The organism is Pseudomonas sp. 65/3-MNA-CIBAN-0223 (assembly GCF_040310425.1).
Classification (GTDB): Bacteria; Pseudomonadota; Gammaproteobacteria; order Pseudomonadales; family Pseudomonadaceae; genus Aquipseudomonas; species Aquipseudomonas gregormendelii.
The window spans coordinates 26048-40515 of record NZ_JBEOPV010000023.1; the positions used below are offsets into that span (position 1 = coordinate 26048).

Consider the following 14468-nt stretch of genomic DNA (forward strand, 5'->3'; position numbering starts at 1 on the left):
TATTAGGTTCAGCTAGGCAGCGTGCCCGCTGACGGCGACCCGATGTTCAGGTTTGGCCATGAAATCGCGGTAAATCTCGGCGCCAGTACGGCCTTCGAGAATGTAATGTTCAAGCAGCGCCCCGACCCAGCGCGGACTCTGTACTGGCATGAAATGCCCCGAGGCAACCTGCAGCGCTTCGATGTGACTGGCAAAACCCGCGAGCCGATTGATTTCCGTAGGCGGACGCAAGCCATCAAATTCGCCTGCGACCAGCAGTGAATGGAGTGGTAAGCGGGGCAGATCGGCCTCCAGCTCCATGCGCGCAAGCATCGCGAAGATAGCGGCGAAGCTATGTGGGTCTGCGCTCAGCCAGCGAAGGTTGAAGCGTTCGAATGCAGCGGCATCTGTTCGCAACGGTGCGGGCCAGGTCTTGTCCAGCAGCGCCGGGATCAGTGTTTTCAATCCTTCTTGGCGAATCATGCTGGCGCTTGCCAGCGTAGCCTCGCGGGCCGTGGGCGCCACGCCGCAGGCCGGTGCCAGTGCGATCAAGTGGCTGACCCGATGTGGATGAAGGGCCGCGAAACGAATGGCAATGGCAGCGCCCACCGCGACCCCGACCAATGCCAAGGGCCCGTTGATCTGCAGCCTGTCCAACAATGCAGCGAGATCGTGGATGTGTGCATCGAGATCGATTTCGCCGACGATTTTTTCTGAAAGTCCTGAGCCGCGCACATCATAGCGCAGCGTCTGGAACTTCCCTTGGAGGAGGGTGCAAACCTGATCCCAGCTTTCCAGGGAGCCGCCCATTTCATGAATCAAAACCAGCGCTGGCCCGGTCTTCGGGCCTAGGTCATAGCGCAGTACCTGGTTGTTTACCTTCACCCAGTTCATGTCGCTGCCTCGCTCAGACGCGCTGGAAAATCGCGGCCATACCCTGGCCGCCGCCGATGCACATGGTTTCCAGTCCATAACGTACGTCGCGTCGGCGCATTTCATGGAGCAGGGTGGTCATGATACGCAGGCCTGTTGCGCCAATTGGATGCCCTAGAGAAATACCCGAGCCGTTGACATTGACCCGCTCGATATCCTGGATGTCCCAGGCGCGCAAGACTGCCAGTGCCTGAGCGGCAAAGGCTTCGTTGACCTCGATCAGGCCCATGTCGGCCAGGCTCAGACCGGTGCGTTGAAGCAGTTTGGCCACGGCGGGCACCGGGCCGATACCCATGCGTGCCGGGTCACATCCGGCCGAGGACCAGTCCACCAGCCGAGCGATCGGTTGCAGGTTATGCCGTGCTGCGTATTCGCGGGACACCACCAGGCAGCCGGCAGCGGCATCGTTTTGCTGGCTGGAGTTGCCTGCGGTGCACACCCCATCAGGCAACAGTGTGCGCAGGCTTGCCATGGTTTCCAGACTGGCATCCGCGCGGATGCCTTCGTCCATGTTCACGCGTTCGCTTGCGCCACGCTTGCGTGGCACATCAAGGGCAATGACCTCGTCGGCAAACCGTCCTTCGCGCCATGCCGTTGCTGCATTCAAGTGGCTGCGAACGGCGAAACGGTCAGCGTCTTCACGAGAAATATGGTAATCGCGGGCCAGGTTTTCAGCAGTCTCCGGCATGCCCGAAATATGACCAAAACGAGCTTCGGGTTGTGAGCGTTCACGGCCTCGCTCCAGGCGGTCGTGCATTTTCACACTGCCGGCGCGCGCGCCCCAGCGCATGTCATTGCTGTAGTACTCGATGTTGCTCATGCTCTCGACGCCGATGACCATGACCGCTTCGGCGTGGCCTGTCTGGATACGCATCGCGGCATCGGCGATGGCCTGCAGGCCCGAACCGCAGCGCCGGTCTAGCGAGTAACCCGGCACCTCGATGGGCAAGTCGGCCAGCAGTGCGGCATAGCGGCCCATGCAGGGCGCCTCGCTATTGGCGTAAGATTGGGAAACGATGACTTCATCAAGAGAATCGGGGGCGAGGTTCAGGCGACTCACCAGAGTACGAATCACCGTAGCCGCGAGCTGATCAGCAGTCAGTGAGGCGAGTGCGCCACCAAATTTGCCGATAGGCGTTCTCAGCGGCGACACGATCAAAGCGTCTTTCATCACGCTGGTACCTTTTGTTATGGGCGTGTGCGACATGTTCAAACCAGCATGGCGGAGGTGGGTCTGCCAGACAATTTCGTTTAGCAAAAGGCAGCGTTCCGTGCTGCTTAACCACCACCCTTTGGTAGGGGGTGTTTTCCTCGGCGCAAGTGCCGCTTAAGCAAAATCCAATACCCAAGCCGTAAAGGGCTGCCCATGCTGGCTGCGCCCTGAGCGTCCGACGCTGTGGCGACCCAATAAAAATAATTATCGGAAACCACCTCCCATGCAAAAGCTTCCCTTGGCACATGCGTGCGCGCTTACCTGTGTCGCGCCAATTCTGGTCCTTCCTTGCATCGCCCAAGCTGACTTTCTTGGCGACAGCAGCACTACGCTCAGTCTGCGCAACTTTTACTTCAACCGTGACTTTCGCCAGGACGATGCACCCCAGTCCAAGCGAGAAGAGTGGGCGCAAGGTTTCATGTTCAACGCTAAATCTGGCTACACCGAAGGCCCGGTAGGCTTCGGTGTAGACCTGAATGCCGCGCTAGGGGTCAAACTGGATTCGTCCGCTGCCCGCGCAGGAACCGGTTTGCTGCCTAACGCATTTGGAAACGCGGGGCCGGGTGAATACAGCGATCTGTCGGGGGTGTTCAAGGCCAAAGTGTCGAAAACCGAGATTAAAGTGGGCGGTTTGATGCCTAAGTCTCCCGTCGTGTTGTCTAGTGATGCGCGGCTGCTGCCACCGCTTTTCAATGGCGTCGCCCTGACGTCCACCGACGTGGATAACCTGATGATTGATGTCGGGCAATTTCGCAGCGTCAACTACCGTAACTCCAGTGGTAATCACGATGACCTGAGGACGGCTAACTATTCGGCCAGCAGTGACCGTTTCGATTACGCCGGTGCGGCCTATACCTTCAGTCCCCAGTTGACTGCCTCCTTTTGGCGGGCAGAGCTGGGGAATGTCTACCAGCAGAACTACTTCGGCCTGCTGGCTACTCAACCCCTTGGGCGCTGGACGTTGGGTGGTAACCTGGGTTACTTCGGCTCCTCTGAGGCGGGAGCACAGCGGGCAGGAAAGATCGACAGTGGACTGACGTCGCTGCTGTTGTCGGCCAATCTGGGTGGGCATACCTGGCGGGTCGGCTACCAGGACAACCGTGGCCATTCAGCGCTTCCCTTCTTGCAGGATGCAGACCCGAACGTCGCTAACGTGGTGCAGATTCTCGATTTCACCCGTGCCCAAGAGCGGTCATGGCAAGCTCGCTACGACGTGAACATGGCCGCTTTTGGCGTGCCGGGCCTGACCTTTCTCGCGCGCTATCTGCGAGGTGACGGGTTCGAGGTGGCGGGTAGCAACGCCCAGGAGTGGGAACGCGATCTGGACGTGAGCTACGTCATCCAGAATGGCCCGCTGAAAAACTTCGGAATGCGCTGGCGCAACGCGATGGTGCGCTCGGATGCACTGGGTGACCTGGACGAAAACCGAGTGATTCTGTCGTATACCTATGCATTCGAATAACTGAGCGAACCAGGCACCACTGAAACCAAAAAAGGACCATCAGAGGCTGGTGGTCCTTTAGCCGTATCGCAAAATGGACCACCGGAAATCCTGATGGTCCGTTAATGGTATCGCTTGGCGTCAGGCGTTGTTGGCGGCTTTCAGGATATTGCGTGCACGTTGAATCACCGGGGCGTCGACCATTTGCCCGTCTAGTTGAAAGGCGCCTGGTTGATCTGCGCTCGCCAGCACACGACGAGCCCAATCCTCCTGAGTGAGGGTTGGCGCCAACGCCCGATGCACAACCTCGACCTGGCGTGGGTGAATACACAGCATACCTGCAAACCCTTTGTTATTTGAGCTCAAGACAAAGTGCTCAAGACCGACGGGGTCGTCAATGCGCGCATAGACGGTCTCCAGCGGTGGGGCCAAGCCAGCGAGACGACTGTGCAGCAGCAGGGCGAACCGAACCTGATCGAGCATGCATTCAGCGCCAGCGGTGCCTGCAATCAAGCCGAGGTCCAAGCTCATGTCCAGGCCACCGTAGGTCAGCCGGTCTACACCCGAAACCTGAGAAATCGCGGCCAGCGCCTGCAACCCCAATGCGCTTTCGATAATAGGCAAAACCGGCTGACCAGTAGTGGCAGCCCGGGCGACCTGTTCTGCGCTTTCAGCCTTGGGCAACATGACGCCGCACACGCCGGATTGGCTCGCACAGAACGCCAGATCGGCTTCGTGCTGAGCATGGCTGGCCATATTGATTCGTACCCAGACGCGGCCGGTCGGCGTTGCCTGCAAAAACGCTCCGAGATTGTCCCGGGCCAAGGCTTTGTCCGACGCCTGGACAGCATCCTCGAAATCGACGATTACGACGTCGGCGCCGCTGGTCAGCGCCTTGGCGAACCGTTCGGGCCGGTTGCCAGGCACGAAAAGCGCCGAGCGCATCAGGTGGTCATTCATGATTTCGCTCCTTAGAAGCTGCGTGGCAGTTCAAGCAGATGCTCGGCGACGTAGGACAGAATCAGATTGGTTGAGATCGGCGCCACCTGGTACAGACGGGTTTCGCGGAATTTGCGCTCTACGTCGTATTCGCAGGCGAAGCCAAACCCGCCGTGGGTTTGCAGGCAAGCATTGGCCGCTTCCCAGGAGGCCTTGGCCGCCAGGTATTTAGCCATGTTGGCGCTGGCCCCGGCGTTCTCGCCGCTGTCGTATTCATCGCAGGCGCGCCAGCGCATCAGGTCCGCCGCTTCAATCTCGACATGGGCTTCGGCAATCGGGAACTGCACGCCTTGGTTCTGCCCGATCGGGCGTCCGAACACCACACGGTCGCGGGCATAGGCACTGGCTTTCTCGATAAACCAGCGACCGTCGCCGATGCATTCAGCGGCAATCAACGTACGCTCGGCGTTCAATCCATCGAGGATGTAGCGAAAGCCCTTGCCCTCTTCGCCGATGAGGCTGTCCAGCGGCAACTCCAGATTGTCGAAGAACAGCTCGTTGGTCTCATGATTGACCATGTTCGCGATGGGCTGCACGGTGAGGCCGTTGCCGATGGCCTCGCGCAAGTCGACGAGGAAGATCGACATGCCTTCAGATTTTTTCTTGACCTCGGCCAGCGGTGTGGTGCGCGCCAACAGGATCATCAGGTCCGAGTGCTGCACCCGCGAGATCCAGACCTTTTGGCCATTGATAACGTACTTTTCACCTTGCTTGACCGCCGTCGTCTTGATCTTGGTGGTGTCGGTGCCGGTGGTGGGCTCGGTCACGGCCATCGATTGCAGGCGTAATTCACCGCTGGCCAGTTTCGGCAGGTAATAGCTTTTCTGCGCCGCGCTGCCGTGACGCAGCAGGGTGAACATGTTGTACATCTGCCCGTGCACGGTGCCGGAATTACCACCGCAAGCGTTCACTTCTTCAAGAATGATCGAAGCTTCGGCCAGGCCCAGGCCTGAACCGCCGTATTCGGTGGGGATCATCGCCGACAGCCAGCCAGCATCGGTCAAGGCCTTTACGAAGGCTTCGGGAAAGCCTTTTTCTTCATCGACCTGGCGCCAGTAAGCGGCATCGAACTCGGCGCACAGGGCGCGTACGCCTTCGCGGATGGCATTGAAGTCTTCGTTGTTATTGGGATTCATCTGAAGTCCTATGGAGTGATGTAAAACTCAGTCGAATTCGACGCTTGCGTGTTGGTTGATACCGCTCTCATCGCCTGCCCAGAGGTCAGCGAAACCGTGCCGGGTATGGTGTCCACCGACCTTGAACGGGGTGGGCGCTATCAGAGGGCGAACGCCGCGAAAGGAAAACTGCCGAACACGTGCCAATGGGTTTGCCTGTACGAAAGCGGCAAGGTTCAGGGTGGCGGTCAGCGGACCATGGACGACCAGGCCGGGATAACCCTCTGTCCCGGTGACATAAGGCCAATCGAAATGGATGCGGTGCGCATTAAAGGTGACGGCTGAGTACCGGAACAGCAGGAGCGGATCGGGGCTGATGTTTTCGCTCCACTGCGTTTCGGGAAGCGGCTCACCGGCGCTGAGCTTGGGTGGGTTCGGTTCACGGTAAACAATGTCTTGCTCTTCGCTGATGCACCGCTGCTCGTCTTGCCACAGATCATGAGCGAGCGTGACAAATAGCAGGGATCCGGTGCGGCCCTTTTTTTCCTCGATATGCTTGATCGTCGTGTGACGGCGGGCGGACGCACCGACCCGCAGAGGATGGAAGAACTCGACCCGGCTGCCTGCCCACATGCGGTTACGTCCATACGCAGGCGGCATGAATTCGCCCAGCGTCGGATGCCCATCAGGTCCGAGCTGGCGTTGTTCGGCGCAGTCATCAAAAAAGCACCAGTGCCACAGCCAAGGTAACTCCTGGCCGTCCGTTGGCGCGGGGACGTTGAACATCGCAGCGATGCGCCGCACCAAAGGGAGGCTGAACTGGTCATTGCGCACCTGTGTTCGGCCGACCCAGATTCCCGGTTCGAAATCTTGCATGTTGTGCTTTCCCCATTGGCTGCAGTTGCCAACAGGATGAAGGGGAGAGCGGAGGTGGGGAATTGGCTTTTGCGTAAGTCAGCGTGAAGCTTTGCCTAAGGCTGGGCAGGCAGGATGCAACGCCGCCTTCCATTTTTTGAAATTGCTGTCGCCGGCCCTGCCAATCATGCTGCTGTCAGGCTTTTGTGGGAGCAGGCGGCTATAAATACATTTCTGGATACACGCCAACAAGCGATTTCGCTGTTTGCCAGCAAGGGCTACAGCAATGTAGGTATGCGCGAGCTGGCCTCGGCCCTGGGGATCAAATGCGGCTCGATCTACAACCACATCGAGAGCAAGGAGGCGTTGCTCTACGAGTTGTTTGAAGAGCTGCTGGGGTTATTACAGACCAAGGCCATGCAAATACAGCGCAAGACCGAGGCCCCGAAGCGGCTGCGCAAGATCATCGAGATGCACTTGAGCCTACAGGACCGCATGCCCTGCCATTTTCAGCTGTTGGAACAGGAGTGGCGTCATCTAAGTGAGCCTTGGCTCGATCAGGCCAATGCCCATCGTGCGCGGTACGAACAGATCATCGCTGCAGCTATTGGCCCTTCGGCGTGCAGCCACACCTGCACGAAAGGCATCGTCACGCTACTCAATCAAGCCCCCGCCTGGCTGCCAGCGTTGAGGCTCTCCGGGAGCGCCCGCCTGGATCTGGTCTACGCCATGGTTGAACTGATTATTGCCCAGGCGTTTAGCAATTCGAGGGGCCAGCGTACAGGTGGATCGACAATCCGGGCTTCTTAGCAAAAGTAAAAGGCCGGCTTTCAAAAACGCAAATGGGCACATCAACACGACTGGTTCATCCTCGGCCCCCTGGATGCACCCCCCATAACAATAAGGATCGGCCCATGTTCTCCTGGTACAAAAGCGGCACCCCGCGTGAGAAAAAAACCTTTTGGGCCTGCTATGCCGGCTGGGCTCTGGACTCCTATGACATGCAGATGTTCAGCTTCCTGCTGCCCACGCTGATCGGGATCTGGGGGCTGACCAAAGGCGAGGCGGGAATTGTCGGGACATCGGCCTTGCTGTCGGCGGCTTTGGGTGGATGGATCGCAGGCATCCTGAGCGACCGCTTCGGGCGTGTGCGCATCCTGATTTTCACGGTGTGCTGGTTTACGTTCTTCGGCGTCGTCGCGGGGTTTGCGCAAAATTTTGAGCAGTTGCTGGTCGCACGAACTCTCCAAGGCTTGGGATTCGGCGGCGAATGGGCTATCGGTGTAGCGCTCATGGCCGAGGTCATCAATCCGAAAAATCGAGGGAGGGCGTTGGGTTTCGTGCAGTCCGGTTTCGCCTTGGGATGGGCCGGCGCGGTGCTGATCGTTACCGGGATCCTGGCGTATTTCCCCGCTGAGTACGCCTGGCGTGTGGCGTTTTGGGTCGGTGTACTGCCCGCGCTGGTGGTGATTTTCATTCGACGCAACGTCAAGGATTCGGACGCGTTCAAGCAATCGCAAAAGCTCGATACGGATAAAGCCTCTATCGGAAGCGTGTTTTCCGCCAAGTACATCAAGGTCAGCATGCTTGCCAGCTTGTTGGTGATTGGATTGCAGGCGGGCTGCTATGTGATTCTGGTCTGGACGCCTTCGATGATGGCCGAGCGCGGTGTTGTATCCGGGTCGCTTATCCTGACGATTCTGATCATGGCGCTAGGCAGTCTTTGCGGCTTCGCCACCACCGCTTACATGTCAGACCGCCTGGGCCGACGCCCGACGCTGATGATCCTGTCGCTGGCCTCCTGGATTGTCACCGTGGCCTATATGTTCGTGCCGCTCAACCCTCTTGTAGCGCACATCATGGGCTTTTTGGTCGGCGCATTGGCGATCGGTATGTTTGCGGCGCTGGGTCCGTTCTTAAGCGAGTTGTTCCCGACCCAGGTTCGCACCACGTGCATGGGCTTTTCGTACAACGTCGGCAAGTCGGTGGGCGCAATGGCCGTCACCGGGGTTGGGCTGCTCGCTGCCAAATTCGGTCTATCCCAATCTGTTGGCGCGTTTTGCCTGGTCGCTTACGCCATCGCTGTATTTGCCCTGCTGCTGTTACCCGAAACCAAGGGGCTTCGGCTCGATGAACTCGACGTGGTTGAAAAAGGAACCGGCCCGTCCCCGCAACCGTTGCCCGGACAACGCACCTGAAGGAAATTCAAATGATTAGAATCGTCTATCTGCTGGTTAAGCCTCAAACCATGAGCGATGCGGTCTTCAAACAGGAATGCAGGCGTCACTTTGAAATGAGTGAGGGCATTCCTGGCTTGCACAAATATGAGGTCAGGCTGGTGTCAGAGAACCCAAGCGACACCCACGTACCTTATCTTGAGGTGCCACGAGTGCATGCAATTGGGGAATGCTGGTTTCGCGATCAGGCCGACTATGAGATTTACATGGCGGCCGAGAAAAGGAAGGTTTGGTTTGAACACGGCAAAACGTTTATTGGCGGGCTCAAACCATTTGTAACTTGCGATGTGGTTTTATAGTCAGTAAATGAAAAAACCAATAGAGATACATAGCTCCAGTGAACTCTGGAAATTACTGACATAAGGACTTTCGCAGACTGTTTGAAAACCTGACAATCTGCGCAGCGCTCAAAGAAAATGCTTCGTATCGAATGATGCGGAGCATTTTTCGTTAGGGTCTACATCCAGGGATCGTCCCGCAGCCAGACCAGCGGTTGAGCAGCTGGTCATCGACTCAGGGTTATTTTATATGGTTGTCTCGGCCAGAGGCCCTAAGCAAGCATTCGCGGAAATCAAGAACTGCATTGTCAATGTAAGGTTCATCTCGCCAACAGACTCCGATGCTGCCTTCAGCGCCCATATCAAAGTCAAGGGCCTTGACTAGACCACGATTGGTGAAATGCTCGGCGACACGGCCAGAGGCTATCGAAAGCATATCGCTCGTTTGCAGCAGCCACAGATTGGCCATTAGCGATGACGACTCGACCCGACTTGGCAAAGGTTTGAGCCCCGCATTGCTCAACGCCGAGTCCAGCCGCTGGCGAATGGGCGTTCCCTCTGGCCAGAGAATCCAGTCGAAGGCCAAGAGATCATCCCAGTTGAGGTGTGATTTCAAGGTCAGCGGATGCCCGGGACGGGCAATGACCTGTGTGGGTTCTCGAAACAGCATCTGGCTGTTCAGCGTGGGCCTGGGCTGATAGCTGTCGAGACGTCCAACCACCAGGTCCAAATGACCAAGTTCCAATCGCTCCAGCAACACATTCATGGTGCTCTCTTGCAGAGAGACGTGCGCCCGGGGGTGCATGGCCAGGAAATGAGCGATGGCATCAGGCACCAGGCTCGGCGCCGAAGCGGGCGAAGTACCGATGGCGATGTTCGGCGCGTTACCTTCCTTGAGGGCGTCCATGTTGTTCTGTGCCCGCTCCATTTCGCTGAGGATGCGTCTTACATGGTTGATCAGCAGTTCGCCCTGGCTGGTAGGGCGCAAACCTCGAGCGTGGCGTTCAAACAGTGTGGCGCCGGCATCTTCCTCCAGGTCCTTGAGCCATTTCGACAGCCCTGGCTGTGTTGTATTGGCGGTACGTGCGGCGTCGCTGACGCTGCCCGTTTCGGCGAGGCTGATCAGTAGTTGCAGATGTCGCAGGCGCAAACGGGTCGTCCAGGTCATGGTGCTCATATACGTAAAAAAGTATGGGTGCATCGGAAAATATCATTATTCCAGTAAGACTGGCAGGTTTTTAATGGACAAACGCCGGTGGTAGTTGCATGTCAGCGCAACCTGCTTGCTGTAGTCAGCTTGCCCCCCTTTTCCTGGAGCCTTCCCATGAACTACGTATTCGACCCGCAAGCCCCCGTAACTTTGGCGGTCGCTGGCAGTGAGCAACAGTTTGCAGTACGCCGCGTTTATTGCGTAGGCCGTAACTATGCCGCTCACGCCCGTGAAATGGGCTTCGATCCAGATCGCGAGCCGCCGTTCTTCTTTTGCAAGCCTTCCGATGCGGTAATTTCTGTGGCCTATCACCAGCCGCTGGAACTGCCTTATCCGGCCGAAACCAGCAACTACCACTACGAAATCGAACTCGTTGTGGCCATTGGTAAGGCGGGTCGCGATATTCCGCTGGAGCAGGCGAACGACTATGTGTATGGCTATGCCGTTGGCCTGGACATGACTCGCCGTGACCTGCAGATGAAAATGCGCGAAATGGGTCGCCCTTGGGAAATCGGCAAGGCGTTCGATGCCTCGGCACCGATCGGTCCATTGCACCCTGCCAGCCAGATTGGCCACCCGAGCAAGGCCGGGCTGTGGCTGCAGGTCAATGGCACGGACAAGCAGCGCAGCGATATCGACAAGCTGATCTGGTCTGTCCCGGAAACAATCAGCTACCTCTCTCGCTTCTTCGAACTCCAGCCTGGCGACTTGATCATGACCGGCACACCTGAAGGTGTGGGACCAGTGGTGGTCGGCGAGCGCATGACCGGCGGTGTAGAAGGCTTGGGAGAGATCCAGGTCGACATCGTTTAATACGTTCCGGGGGTCGGCTCCACGCCGTCGGCCCCCACTCGAATTGCCCATACGTGGTCCGCATAACGTGCAGGCCCGGAGGATACGCTCATGTCTTCCACTGATAAAAATAACAGTGTGGATGTACAAGACTTCATCGACAGCAGGCCGGTCAGCCGCTACCAGTGGATGATTCTAGGTTTGTGTTTTTTGATCACGGCCATCGATGGCCTGGATACTGCTGCGGTCGGTTTTATCGCACCCGCATTGCGCGACGAGTGGGGTTTGACGCCTGCGCAACTCAATCCGGTACTCGGCGCTTCATTGCTGGGCCTGATGCTCGGTGCTTTCATCGCCGGCCCGTTGGCTGACCGTTTCGGTCGCAAAACCATCTTGCTGATTTCCGTTTTATTCTTCGGAGGTTGGAGCCTTGCCGCCTGCGCATCACAAGATATCTTCAGCCTGACCATCTTGCGTTTCCTGACCGGTCTTGGATTGGGCGGCGCCATGCCCCAAGCGATCACCCTGACTTCTGAATATTGCCCGCAACGCCGTCGCTCGTTGATGGTCACCACCATGTTTTGTGGCTTCACGCTGGGGTCTGCGCTCGGGGGCGTAATAGCCGCCCAGATGGTGCCGGTTTACAGCTGGCGAAGCGTGCTGTTTTTGGGCGGTGTATTGCCTCTCTTGTTCCTGCCGATTCTCTACGTATTCTTGCCTGAATCAGTGCGATTCCTGGTGCAGCGCTCGGCGCCTGCAAAGCAGATCAGCGCCATTTTGGAACGCGTCTCGGGGCAACCGTTGCCCAGTCATCTCAGTTACGACATTCACGACGGCATCGGTGAGTCCAACCCCCGTCAATCACCGATCCGCCAGATTCTCAGCGGTAGCCATCGCGCAGGAACCTTGCTGTTGTGGACTTCATTTTTCATGAGTCTGCTGATCATTTACATGATGACCAGTTGGTTGCCGATTCTTATCAAGGACACCGGCCTGTCACTTAGCCAGGCGGCGCGGGTCAGCGCTATGTTTCAAGTCGGTGGCACCTTAGGGGCAATTCTCTTGGGCGCAGCGATGGACCGATTCAATCCGTTCCGGGTGCTGGTCTGTGCCTACATCGCCGGCGCTTTCTGCCTGATGCTCATTGGTCTGTTTCATGATCAATTCACCCTGTTGACTGTCGGGGTCTTCGGCATGGGCTTTTGTATCAGTGGCTCGCAAGTCGGGGCTAACGCTTTGGCAGCGAGTTTCTACCCGACCACCATGCGCTCCACCGGGGTCAGTTGGGCCCATGGTGTCGGCCGCATTGGCTCGGTACTCGGCACTTTGGGTGGTGGTTGGATGCTGAGCATCGGCATGGGCTTCAACGGCATCTTCACCGTCCTGATGTTGCCGGCATTGCTGGCCAGCGCCGCGATTTTCGTGATGGGCTTGCGCTACAGCCGTTCTTTAGCACAGCCGTCAATCGCCGTTCATTGATACACGATAGGAATTGCCCACATGAAGCTCTACAGTTTTTTCAATAGCTCCACCTCATATCGAGTGCGTATCGCGCTCGCATTGAAGGGGCTGCCCTATGATTACCAAGGCATCAACTTGCGGGAGGGCCAGCAGTACAGTCCCGCTCACCGCGAGCTCAGCCCGATTGGTGGTGTACCGGTGCTTGACGCGGATGGCACCCTGTTGACCCAATCCCTTGCGATCATCGACTACCTCGACAGCCAGTACGCAGGCCCGCGCCTGATCCCCGTCGATGCCCTGCAGCGTGCCCGCGTGTTGGAAATCGCCAACCTGATTGGCTGCGATATCCACCCTCTGAACAACGTGCGTGTGCTCAATTATCTGCAGAACTTATTGGCAGTCAGTGCCGAGCAAAAAACAGCCTGGTACAAACACTGGGTCGCCGAAGGCCTGAGTGCCGTTGAAGCGCTGCTGCAACGCCATGGCAGCGGCAACTACTGCGTCGGTGAACAACCTGGCCTGGCCGAATGCTGCCTGATAGCGCAAGTGGCCAATGCCGAGCGCATGGGCTGCGACTTGTCCGACTACCCGCGGATCATGGTCGTGTATCGCCATTGCCTGGAACTGCCAGCCTTTCAGGCAGCTGCACCTGCGCAGCAACCGGATTTCATTGCATGACTTATCCGCAGGCTTCGCTGCTCATTCAAGACGCCTGCACTGCAACATATTGGAGACTCGAATCATGACTGCACACAACAAAAATCAGTCGATTATCGTCGTTGGCGGTGGCATCGGTGGACTCGCTGCCGCTCAAGCGTTGACCCAGCAAGGTATCGCTGTGCTGCTACTGGAACAGGCTGACCATATTGGTGAGATCGGCGCCGGCATTCAGCTTGGACCCAATGCCTACGCAGCGCTCGATGCGCTTGGCGCCGGAGCGGCAGCCCGCAGTCGCTCGGTGTTCACTGATCATCTGATTATGATGGATGCAGTCGATGCACACGAAGTGGCCCGCATCGAGGTCGGTGAAGCGTTCCGCGAGCGCTTCGGCAACCCTTATGGTGTGATCCACCGTGCCGACATTCATTTGTCGATCCTTGAGGCGGTACAAAACAATCCGCTGATTCAGTTCAAAACCTCGGTCTGCATTAAAAACCTTGAGCAGGACGCCGATGGCGTAACCCTGACTGACCAAAATGGCAACATCTACCGCGCCGATGCTGTGATCGGGTGCGACGGCGTTCGTTCCGTTGTGCGCGATGCCTTGCATGGCGAGCCGCCGCGCGTGACCGGACATGTGGTGTATCGCGCAGTCGTGGATGAAAAAGACATGCCCGAGGACTTGCGCGTCAACGCGCCGATGCTCTGGGCTGGTCCGCGTTGTCACCTGGTGCATTACCCGTTGCGCGGTGGCAAGCAATATAACCTGGTGGTCACCTTCCACAGCAATCAGCAGGAAGAGTGGGGCGTTACCGAAGGCAGCAAGGAGGAGGTACTTCGCTACTTCGAGGGCATCCACCCGCGTCCACGCCAGATGCTTGATCGCCCGACCTCATGGCGTCGATGGGCCACCGCAGACCGTGATCCAGTGGAAAAATGGGGCGAAGGCCGCGTCACCATCCTCGGCGATGCGGCTCACCCAATGACTCAGTATCTGGCCCAAGGTGCGTGCAGTGCACTGGAAGACGCTGTGGTACTTGGGCAGGCTATCAAACAATGCAATTTTGACCTGACGGCAGCCTTCCTCTTGTACGAAACCATCCGCATCCCGCGCACGGCCCGGATCCTATGGTCGGCTCGCGAGATGGGGCGCCTTTACCACGCCAAAGGTGTCGAGCGTCAAGTGCGCAATCAACTGTGGGACGGTCGTACACAAGAACAGTTTTACGATGCCATGCAGTGGCTGTATGGCTGGAGCCTCGACAACTGCATGAAGCACTGATTCGGCATTGCTC

Annotated in this window: 14 protein-coding genes; 8 read left to right on the top strand and 6 right to left on the bottom strand. The window is 57.8% G+C overall.

Going from position 1 to position 14468, the window contains the following annotated elements:
* Window positions 1–12: 12 nt before the first annotated feature.
* Together AAEZ09_RS23210 and AAEZ09_RS23215 are read right to left on the bottom strand one after the other, a co-directional pair.
* The gene (locus AAEZ09_RS23210) at window positions 13–873 is read right to left on the bottom strand and encodes an alpha/beta fold hydrolase (protein ID WP_350600927.1); all 861 of its coding nucleotides are present in this window, start codon (window positions 871–873) and stop codon (window positions 13–15) included.
* A 13-nt stretch (window positions 874–886) separates the two neighbouring features.
* Entirely contained in the window at window positions 887–2083 is a 1197-nt protein-coding gene (locus tag AAEZ09_RS23215; RefSeq protein ID WP_350600929.1) for an acetyl-CoA C-acetyltransferase, read from the bottom strand.
* A 265-nt stretch (window positions 2084–2348) separates the two neighbouring features.
* On the opposite strand from AAEZ09_RS23215, the gene AAEZ09_RS23220 reads away from it, so the two are divergent.
* Window positions 2349–3587, top strand: a complete 1239-nt coding sequence (locus tag AAEZ09_RS23220; protein ID WP_350600930.1) for an OprD family porin — start codon at window positions 2349–2351, stop codon at window positions 3585–3587.
* 120 nt (window positions 3588–3707) lie between these two features.
* Here the strand turns inward: AAEZ09_RS23220 and AAEZ09_RS23225 are convergent, their stop codons facing one another.
* From AAEZ09_RS23225 to AAEZ09_RS23235, 3 genes are read right to left on the bottom strand one after another with little or no spacing between them, the layout of a single operon-like run.
* Window positions 3708–4526: an HpcH/HpaI aldolase/citrate lyase family protein gene (locus AAEZ09_RS23225; RefSeq protein WP_350600932.1), complete on the bottom strand. Its 819-nt coding sequence runs from the start codon at window positions 4524–4526 to the stop codon at window positions 3708–3710.
* A gap of 11 nt (window positions 4527–4537) precedes the next feature.
* Window positions 4538–5701, bottom strand: coding sequence for an acyl-CoA dehydrogenase family protein (locus AAEZ09_RS23230; protein ID WP_350600933.1), 1164 nt, complete (start codon window positions 5699–5701; stop codon window positions 4538–4540).
* 27 nt (window positions 5702–5728) lie between these two features.
* Window positions 5729–6556, bottom strand: a complete 828-nt coding sequence (locus AAEZ09_RS23235; protein ID WP_350600934.1) for an HTD2 family dehydratase — start codon at window positions 6554–6556, stop codon at window positions 5729–5731.
* A gap of 114 nt (window positions 6557–6670) precedes the next feature.
* On the opposite strand from AAEZ09_RS23235, the gene AAEZ09_RS23240 reads away from it, so the two are divergent.
* From AAEZ09_RS23240 to AAEZ09_RS23250, 3 genes are all read left to right on the top strand, one after another.
* Complete coding sequence (locus tag AAEZ09_RS23240) at window positions 6671–7345, top strand: TetR/AcrR family transcriptional regulator (RefSeq protein WP_350600936.1); 675 nt, start codon at window positions 6671–6673, stop codon at window positions 7343–7345.
* Window positions 7346–7449: 104 nt separating this feature from the next.
* Complete coding sequence (locus tag AAEZ09_RS23245) at window positions 7450–8733, top strand: MFS transporter (RefSeq protein WP_350600937.1); 1284 nt, start codon at window positions 7450–7452, stop codon at window positions 8731–8733.
* 11 nt (window positions 8734–8744) lie between these two features.
* Complete coding sequence (locus AAEZ09_RS23250) at window positions 8745–9071, top strand: EthD domain-containing protein (RefSeq protein ID WP_350600938.1); 327 nt, start codon at window positions 8745–8747, stop codon at window positions 9069–9071.
* A 220-nt stretch (window positions 9072–9291) separates the two neighbouring features.
* Here AAEZ09_RS23250 and AAEZ09_RS23255 read toward each other — a convergent pair whose 3' ends face one another.
* Entirely contained in the window at window positions 9292–10218 is a 927-nt protein-coding gene (locus AAEZ09_RS23255; RefSeq protein WP_350600940.1) for a LysR substrate-binding domain-containing protein, read from the bottom strand.
* Window positions 10219–10374: 156 nt separating this feature from the next.
* On the opposite strand from AAEZ09_RS23255, the gene AAEZ09_RS23260 reads away from it, so the two are divergent.
* From AAEZ09_RS23260 to AAEZ09_RS23275, 4 genes are all read left to right on the top strand, one after another.
* Window positions 10375–11073 carry a fumarylacetoacetate hydrolase family protein gene (locus AAEZ09_RS23260; protein WP_350600941.1) on the top strand — a complete coding sequence of 233 codons (699 nt, stop codon included), beginning with the start codon at window positions 10375–10377 and terminating at the stop codon, window positions 11071–11073.
* A 90-nt stretch (window positions 11074–11163) separates the two neighbouring features.
* Window positions 11164–12531, top strand: coding sequence for an MFS transporter (locus AAEZ09_RS23265; protein ID WP_350600942.1), 1368 nt, complete (start codon window positions 11164–11166; stop codon window positions 12529–12531).
* Window positions 12532–12552: 21 nt separating this feature from the next.
* Window positions 12553–13191 (top strand): maleylacetoacetate isomerase, encoded by a 639-nt coding sequence (maiA, locus tag AAEZ09_RS23270; protein WP_350600944.1) that lies wholly within the window; start codon window positions 12553–12555, stop codon window positions 13189–13191.
* A 64-nt stretch (window positions 13192–13255) separates the two neighbouring features.
* The gene (locus AAEZ09_RS23275) at window positions 13256–14455 is read left to right on the top strand and encodes a 3-hydroxybenzoate 6-monooxygenase (RefSeq protein WP_350600945.1); all 1200 of its coding nucleotides are present in this window, start codon (window positions 13256–13258) and stop codon (window positions 14453–14455) included.
* The last annotated feature ends 13 nt before the right edge of the window (window positions 14456–14468 follow it).

Bases quoted from the DNA above. Each gene is read 5' to 3' on its own strand.
- AAEZ09_RS23210 (WP_350600927.1), bottom strand. From the start codon at position 873: ATGAACTGGGTGAAGGTAAACAACCAGGTACTGCGCTATGACCTAGGC.
- AAEZ09_RS23215 (WP_350600929.1), bottom strand. From the start codon at position 2,083: ATGAAAGACGCTTTGATCGTGTCGCCGCTGAGAACGCCTATCGGCAAA.
- AAEZ09_RS23220 (WP_350600930.1), top strand. From the start codon at position 2,349: ATGCAAAAGCTTCCCTTGGCACATGCGTGCGCGCTTACCTGTGTCGCG.
- AAEZ09_RS23225 (WP_350600932.1), bottom strand. From the start codon at position 4,526: ATGAATGACCACCTGATGCGCTCGGCGCTTTTCGTGCCTGGCAACCGG.
- AAEZ09_RS23230 (WP_350600933.1), bottom strand. From the start codon at position 5,701: ATGAATCCCAATAACAACGAAGACTTCAATGCCATCCGCGAAGGCGTA.
- AAEZ09_RS23235 (WP_350600934.1), bottom strand. From the start codon at position 6,556: ATGCAAGATTTCGAACCGGGAATCTGGGTCGGCCGAACACAGGTGCGC.
- AAEZ09_RS23240 (WP_350600936.1), top strand. From the start codon at position 6,671: ATGCAACGCCGCCTTCCATTTTTTGAAATTGCTGTCGCCGGCCCTGCC.
- AAEZ09_RS23245 (WP_350600937.1), top strand. From the start codon at position 7,450: ATGTTCTCCTGGTACAAAAGCGGCACCCCGCGTGAGAAAAAAACCTTT.
- AAEZ09_RS23250 (WP_350600938.1), top strand. From the start codon at position 8,745: ATGATTAGAATCGTCTATCTGCTGGTTAAGCCTCAAACCATGAGCGAT.
- AAEZ09_RS23255 (WP_350600940.1), bottom strand. From the start codon at position 10,218: ATGACCTGGACGACCCGTTTGCGCCTGCGACATCTGCAACTACTGATC.
- AAEZ09_RS23260 (WP_350600941.1), top strand. From the start codon at position 10,375: ATGAACTACGTATTCGACCCGCAAGCCCCCGTAACTTTGGCGGTCGCT.
- AAEZ09_RS23265 (WP_350600942.1), top strand. From the start codon at position 11,164: ATGTCTTCCACTGATAAAAATAACAGTGTGGATGTACAAGACTTCATC.
- maiA (WP_350600944.1), top strand. From the start codon at position 12,553: ATGAAGCTCTACAGTTTTTTCAATAGCTCCACCTCATATCGAGTGCGT.
- AAEZ09_RS23275 (WP_350600945.1), top strand. From the start codon at position 13,256: ATGACTGCACACAACAAAAATCAGTCGATTATCGTCGTTGGCGGTGGC.